6 protein-coding genes and 1 CRISPR repeat array are annotated in these 6,105 nt (G+C 52.7%); all 6 genes read left to right on the top strand.

The features are described 5' to 3' along the window. Window positions 1-21 precede the first annotated feature (21 nt). The 6 genes from NW814_RS10980 to cas2 are packed head-to-tail and all read left to right on the top strand — an operon-like array spanning window position 22 to window position 4,642. Window positions 22-414 (top strand): hypothetical protein, encoded by a 393-nt coding sequence (locus tag NW814_RS10980; protein ID WP_414406325.1) that lies wholly within the window; start codon window positions 22-24, stop codon window positions 412-414. After that, window positions 414-1,055: a Uma2 family endonuclease gene (locus tag NW814_RS10975; protein ID WP_414406324.1), complete on the top strand. Its 642-nt coding sequence runs from the start codon at window positions 414-416 to the stop codon at window positions 1,053-1,055. Before NW814_RS10980 ends, NW814_RS10975 begins: the two co-directional genes overlap by 1 nt. A gap of 29 nt (window positions 1,056-1,084) precedes the next feature. Beyond that, window positions 1,085-3,043, top strand: a complete 1,959-nt coding sequence (locus tag NW814_RS10970; protein WP_414406323.1) for an RAMP superfamily CRISPR-associated protein — start codon at window positions 1,085-1,087, stop codon at window positions 3,041-3,043. 32 nt (window positions 3,044-3,075) lie between these two features. Further along, window positions 3,076-3,375, top strand: coding sequence for a CRISPR-associated protein Csx18 (gene csx18, locus NW814_RS10965; RefSeq protein WP_414406322.1), 300 nt, complete (start codon window positions 3,076-3,078; stop codon window positions 3,373-3,375). Then, window positions 3,375-4,364 carry a CRISPR-associated endonuclease Cas1 gene (gene cas1, locus NW814_RS10960; RefSeq protein ID WP_414406321.1) on the top strand — a complete coding sequence of 330 codons (990 nt, stop codon included), beginning with the start codon at window positions 3,375-3,377 and terminating at the stop codon, window positions 4,362-4,364. Before csx18 ends, cas1 begins: the two co-directional genes overlap by 1 nt. Further along, the gene (gene cas2 / locus NW814_RS10955) at window positions 4,364-4,642 is read left to right on the top strand and encodes a CRISPR-associated endonuclease Cas2 (RefSeq protein WP_414389456.1); all 279 of its coding nucleotides are present in this window, start codon (window positions 4,364-4,366) and stop codon (window positions 4,640-4,642) included. The genes cas1 and cas2 overlap by 1 nt, the downstream gene beginning before the upstream one ends. Before the next feature lie 251 nt (window positions 4,643-4,893). Beyond that, window positions 4,894-6,064: a CRISPR direct-repeat array (repeat unit 36 nt; unit sequence GTTCCCCCTTCGGGGGGATCCCTAGAAATTGGAAAC). Window positions 6,065-6,105: the final 41 nt, after the last annotated feature.

Here is a 6,105-nt window from a genome sequence, read left to right as displayed (position 1 = left end):
GGAACTAGTTGAGGAAGTTTTATGGAGACTTTTGAGCCGCGCACCTTAGCCAAGCCCGTTTATGAATCGCTTTGCCAACTGAGAACCCAGACCAGGGATCTAGAAAAGCTTAGAGAACAGAAAAACCAGGCCGTGGAACTCTACACCTACCTTTCCACCTGGGGCCTACTGCGCCTTAAGGCAGAAGAGAATGCCCTTAGCCAAGAGGGAAAAAAGCAAGTGGTCAAGGAGTTTTTTAGTTGTCTAGAGGAGATCTCTGGCCAAAAAGGAATTGCTGGCTCCAACGGTCTAAACCTTCTTATGCAATTGGGAGTTGAAGAGTATCTGGGCCTCACAGGACTGGGTCTGGCTTTAGCTCAGGAGTTTGGCTTTTGGGCCACGGCCATCTACCACGACGTCAAAGGAGGAGAGTAATGGGTGTAGCCATTCCCCTGCAGTCTATCCACCTCCAAGAGGGGAGCCGAGTGGTCATCCATTCGTTGACCTGGCAAGACTGCGAGAACATTCTGGAAGAGCTGGGCGAAGATCGCCATACTCGCATTGCCTACTGCAATGGAACTTTCGAGATTATGTCTCCCTTATCCAAGCATGAACGCCCTCATCGCATCGCTGGAGATATTGTAAAAGCTCTCCTCGATGCTCAGGGGAGAGACTGGGAAGATTTTGGCTCAACAACCCTCAAAAAATCTGGCAGTGCTGGAGTAGAACCAGACACCTGTTTCTATGTCAATCACCTGGAGCAGGTGCGTGGATGTGAGGGAAGGATCGATGTTGATTTGTTCCCCCCACCCGATCTGGCCATTGAGTCCGATGTTACTTCCCAAACTTTTATCGATGCCTACAAAGCTATTGGCGTGCCAGAAGTTTGGATCTTGAATGAGCGAAGTTTGCGGATATTTATCTTGCAGGAGCAAGACTACGTCGAATCCAGCCGCAGCCAGCTTTTTCCAGACTTCGACATCCCCAAGCTTGTGCCTCAGCTCATTCAACGGGCCTTAGAGATTGGCACCAGCGCCATGTTGCGTGAATTTCGGCAAACTCTTGGCAACTCCTAACCCTTTTTCCCTTTTTTGGAGAAGATCCCATGACTGGTCATCGCTCTGCCCGTCCTGGCAACACTCCCCAGCCGCTTCCTCGTCCTCCCAGGCCAGGGGATCCCAGCCGCCAGCCACCTCAGGAAAATCGACCTAAAGGAGGTAATGGTGGGGGAAACCAGCCGCGCGGTGGAGGTGGTGGCCGAGGGGGAAACAATTCTCAGCCCTCACCGTGGCTAGGTCACCCCTTGGATCCCACGCCCAACCCCGGTCCCACCGCTGGCTTTGTTGAATATTTGCGTTGGATGCGAGCGCCGCTCGATGCTTTTAAAGACGGCACCAAGGCGGAGCTGGCGCACCAAGTGGAAACCAGGATCAACTTTGGAGCTCGCTTGAAGGTTTTGAATGAGCGCACCCAGCGTATTGCCAGCAACACCTTTCAGGTCACCTGTCCCTGGCGAATTCGAGTCGGTGGAGCCAAAGGCCCGGAGAGCATGCTGCTCCCTGCTTTCGATCACTTAGGGATCCCTTACATTCCCAGCTCCACCCTGCGCGGCGTAGCCCGATCCCAGGCCATTCGAGAGCTGATGCGGGAGCGCAACCTCTCTTGGGAGGAAGCGGACAAAGCTGTAGCTCCTTGGTTTGGTCACCTACAAGCTGGCGAACAAGACAGTGCTGGCAAGGTAATTTTTCTGGATGCCTACCCTATGCCCACTCGGCCCCAGAGGCGGGAGGATCCCGATAACTCCAAAACCGGAGGCCTGGCGGTAGATATTGCCAACAATATCTGGAAATGGAATGGAAAAAGTCTTGACTACTCGCCTAACCCTAACTTGTTCTTTTCTCTCAAACAAGCCACTTTTTTGATTGGCCTACGCAAAGGCCCCGGCTGTACCGACCAGATATTGGCTCAAGTCAAGGAGTGGCTGATCCAGGGTCTAGAGCAAGGGGTGGGATCCCAGGTGAATACTGGCTATGGCCGGCTGATCCCCCTAGGAAAATCGCTGGACAAGATGCCAGGGGAATTCCTGCGGCTGCCCTTTGAGCTAGAAGGCCAACTCATTCACGGGCGTCAAGTAGCTAACTGGAATCCGGGTAGGAATCGCTACGATAATCGACCCATTGCCGAAGTGCGGCCTGTGGCTTTTAAGAATATGCTGCGCTACTGGTTTCGCACTTTTGCCTTGGGGGTTTTGCCGGTTGTTCAGGTTCAGAAGTGGGAAGGACAACTGTTTGGCTCCATCACCCCTGAGCAAAAACACGGCTGGATCCATGTGGATTTGCTGAACGGCAAAGTCTCTCGGCCGGAGCCCAATCAGCGAAGAGAAGTCGCAGGCCAACAGGAAGGGATCCTTGTCTTGAGTTTTTCTAGCGAGTGCCAAAATTACGCTTCCCCAGCAGAGCAGGAGGCGATGAAAAGGCTCTTTACTAACCTCACCTGGATGATGTTCCATCTGGGGGGTGTGGGCCAAGGTGCTAGAAGACCCTGCTACTCCCGCCAGGATCGCGACCGGCCTCCCTGGTGGCGCGGCTCTACCCTAATTCCCAAGTCAGAGAGTCCCTTCTGGGAGCTGCCAGGATCGGTGGTCGAGTTTCAGAAGCTTTTCCAAAAGCGACTGGGCAGCTTCTTTGAGGCTCTCAAGACTCTAGCCCAGCAAGCCATTAACCCCAACAGCCCACAAAGTTTTGGCCGAGTTGACAGGGATAAATGGCCGGAAGCAGTGGATGCCAACTGCAAGATTGTAGTCTGCAGCGGCAAGGAAGAATTCAAAAAGCCTTATGCCTTGGCAATCCTGCATCAATTGGGCCGGCAGGGCGAAGGGCGATACGACAAATTCTTGTGCGGAGGTGTGCAGGGAGGTGTCGTGCCCTCGCCTGTTTGGATTGCCAACCTAGATGATTACCAAGTAGTTACCGTTTTTGGGGCAACGGTGGATCCTAGGAAAAGTTATCTTGAACAGCTCAGGAAAAATGCTGACGATTTTGGAATAATCTGGCCCTTGAGGTAGAGATCTTGGAGAATCTCTAGAGGAGGAATAAAATGTCTAAAAAGAGGATCAATGCCAAAGTTCTTAGAAACCTTGTTACAGCTGTGGTCAACGGCTCGATCACGCTGGCCATCCTGCTAATTGCCCCTTTGGGATTGGCAGCCGTGATTACCAATACCATTCTTGTCGCGATTGCCAGCTTCTTTTCGGGCAGTCTGGCCGAGATCGTGATGGATTTCTTGTCAAGTCCTGAAATTGATGTTGAGATTTTACCGGAGCGTGGCCGCTCTAAACCCGGCAACGCCATAGATCAGAGGCGAGGCGCTGAAGATCTGCGTCGTCATGACGAATAATGCGAACTTTATATGTCTCTCAGCAGGGGTGTAGGCTAAGCCTTAAGCAAGAGTTCGTAATGGTCTATTTGGGCGAGTCGCTCTTGCAGGAGGTGCCTCTACCCTTGCTGGAGCAAATTTTAATCTTTGGCCGATCCCAGGTAACCACAGACGTAGTGAGAGCGTGCCTGAGGCGGAATATTCCTATTGCCTATCTCTCCCGGCTAGGCTATTGCTATGGTCGCCTTGTTCCTATAGAGAGGGGGTACCGCCGCTTAGCTCATTTGCAACAGGCGCTCCCTGAAGAATGGCGATTGCAAACGGCAGCCCAGATGGTGCGAGCCAAGCTTCTCAATAGCCGAGTGCTGCTGATGAGGCAGCTCAGGCAGCGCCCCACTGAGACAGGGGATCTGACCCTGCGCAGTCTGGAACATTTGGCTGCTCAAGCTCTTGAGGCCAAGTCTCTAGATCAATTGCGGGGCATTGAAGGAGCGGCTGCGGCTCTGTATTTCCCGGAATTGGGAAATTGCCTTCAGCAAAGGGGCTTTGTTTTGCTTAACCGCACTCGACAGCCGCCCACTAACCCGGTTAATGCCATGCTCAGCTTTGGCTACATGGTGCTCTGGAACCATCTATTAACCCTGGTTGAGCTGCAAGATTTGGATCCCTATCAGGGTTGCTTGCACGCTAGCAGTGAACGCCATGCTGCTCTGGTTTCGGACTTACTGGAAGAATTTCGGGCGCCTATTGTAGATTCAATAGTCCTCTGGCTGATCAACAAGGGCATTATGAACATCGAAGAAGACTTTGAGTATCGCGATGGTGGCTGTTTTCTAAGTGATAGTGGCAGGAAAAAGTACCTTACAGCTTTCATCCAAAGAATGGAGGGATCCATCCAGACCCCTGACGGAGATCAACCCCGCTGGGATCTGCTAACGCAGCAAGTTAAAAAGTTTAAGCAATCCGTCTATAATCCTCAAGATTTGTACCAGCCCTACCGGATTCGCTGATGTTTCTTTATGTTGTTACCTACGATACTCCCTGCGACAAGCGACGCAAGAAAATTGCCGACCTGCTAGAAGGCTACGGCAAGCGCGTGCAATACAGCGTGTTTGAGTGCGTCCTCGACAAAGACAAGTTCGAGGAGCTCAAACTGCGGCTCCGCAAGAAGATCAAGCCCGAGGAAGACAGCGTCCGCTTCTATCCGCTCACTAGCTATGCCCTCGCCCAGGTGGAAATCTGGGGTGGGCCTGCCCTGACTGCACCCCCCAGCTCGGTCATTGTGTAGCTCAGGCAAGTCTCTTCCTACTTAAGCACTCGGTGTTTCCAAAAGCACACTCAAACGGTATCAACGCCTGCGCGAGCGATCCGCCAAAAGCCGCAAAGGCCGATTCTTTCGTCCGATCTCTCGACGCCTTGCGCCACAAGGCTTTCCGGCCCCAAAGCCCCCTCGCCAGCACCCTTTTTGCCGACTTTTTTCCGGATCCCTCGCAAATGGGTCTTGCATTCCTTGCCCTGCTTGGGTTTAATAGGGGTGGAGTTCCCCCTTCGGGGGGATCCCTAGAAATTGGAAACAGAGTTAGTGGGAGGTTACTCAGTCATTTCCTCCTCATGTTCCCCCTTCGGGGGGATCCCTAGAAATTGGAAACTTGATAAACTGACCTGGCATAACTTTCATCCCTGAAGTTGAAGTTCCCCCTTCGGGGGGATCCCTAGAAATTGGAAACTTGTGGTAGAAAGCCAATACACCATGCAGGCTATCGACGGTCCAAGTTCCCCCTTCGGGGGGATCCCTAGAAATTGGAAACTGAAATCAGCACCTGTGAAGCCCAGGGCCTGCAGAACTGTTCCCCCTTCGGGGGGATCCCTAGAAATTGGAAACCCGAGTTATTCCCCGGGCCGTACCAACCTGCAGTAGAAGGTTCCCCCTTCGGGGGGATCCCTAGAAATTGGAAACTGACCAGTTGTGAAGCACTGACCGTTGATTTGCAATTCGTTCCCCCTTCGGGGGGATCCCTAGAAATTGGAAACTGCAGACCTGAGCACGTCGTAAAACTGCTCCCGTGACCGTTCCCCCTTCGGGGGGATCCCTAGAAATTGGAAACTTCGCTACATTTATGGGAGCAAGCGCTTGTATATGCGCCAGTTCCCCCTTCGGGGGGATCCCTAGAAATTGGAAACACGAGTGAGCCAGGGCATGCCCACTCGTTGTGCTGGGTTCCCCCTTCGGGGGGATCCCTAGAAATTGGAAACGAGGACATCATTTCCGTTGGTTGTACCAACGACAACAAAGTTCCCCCTTCGGGGGGATCCCTAGAAATTGGAAACGATTATCAACCACCTATCGCGGTAAGAAAATGCGATAATGTAGGTTCCCCCTTCGGGGGGATCCCTAGAAATTGGAAACCAACTTCATCCCATTCTTAATCGGAACTCCACTGTAGTGGAGTGTTCCCCCTTCGGGGGGATCCCTAGAAATTGGAAACTAGTTGTGTTTTTGAACTAAAACTGGCTGGGTATGTGGTTCCCCCTTCGGGGGGATCCCTAGAAATTGGAAACATCCCCCATCGGCTTCCTGGCGATCCAGTTCCTGGGCGCGGTTCCCCCTTCGGGGGGATCCCTAGAAATTGGAAACTTGGAGGTATCAGCCAGTGGTATCCCACCCGCTTTTTAGGTTCCCCCTTCGGGGGGATCCCTAGAAATTGGAAACAACTTGTTGGATCCCTTGCCACCTTGGGGTGTATTTGTTGA

It is taken from the genome of Synechococcus sp. R65.1, assembly GCF_047461755.1.
Taxonomy (GTDB): domain Bacteria; phylum Cyanobacteriota; class Cyanobacteriia; order Thermostichales; family Thermostichaceae; genus Thermostichus.
Note: the sequence above shows the minus strand (reverse complement) of the source record. Positions and strands in the feature narration are given on the sequence as shown.

Excerpts from the sequence above, each read along its gene's own strand:
- NW814_RS10980 (WP_414406325.1), top strand. The coding sequence starts at position 22 with ATGGAGACTTTTGAGCCGCGCACCTTAGCCAAGCCCGTTTATGAATCG.
- NW814_RS10975 (WP_414406324.1), top strand. The coding sequence starts at position 414 with ATGGGTGTAGCCATTCCCCTGCAGTCTATCCACCTCCAAGAGGGGAGC.
- NW814_RS10970 (WP_414406323.1), top strand. The coding sequence starts at position 1,085 with ATGACTGGTCATCGCTCTGCCCGTCCTGGCAACACTCCCCAGCCGCTT.
- csx18 (WP_414406322.1), top strand. The coding sequence starts at position 3,076 with ATGTCTAAAAAGAGGATCAATGCCAAAGTTCTTAGAAACCTTGTTACA.
- cas1 (WP_414406321.1), top strand. The coding sequence starts at position 3,375 with ATGCGAACTTTATATGTCTCTCAGCAGGGGTGTAGGCTAAGCCTTAAG.
- cas2 (WP_414389456.1), top strand. The coding sequence starts at position 4,364 with ATGTTTCTTTATGTTGTTACCTACGATACTCCCTGCGACAAGCGACGC.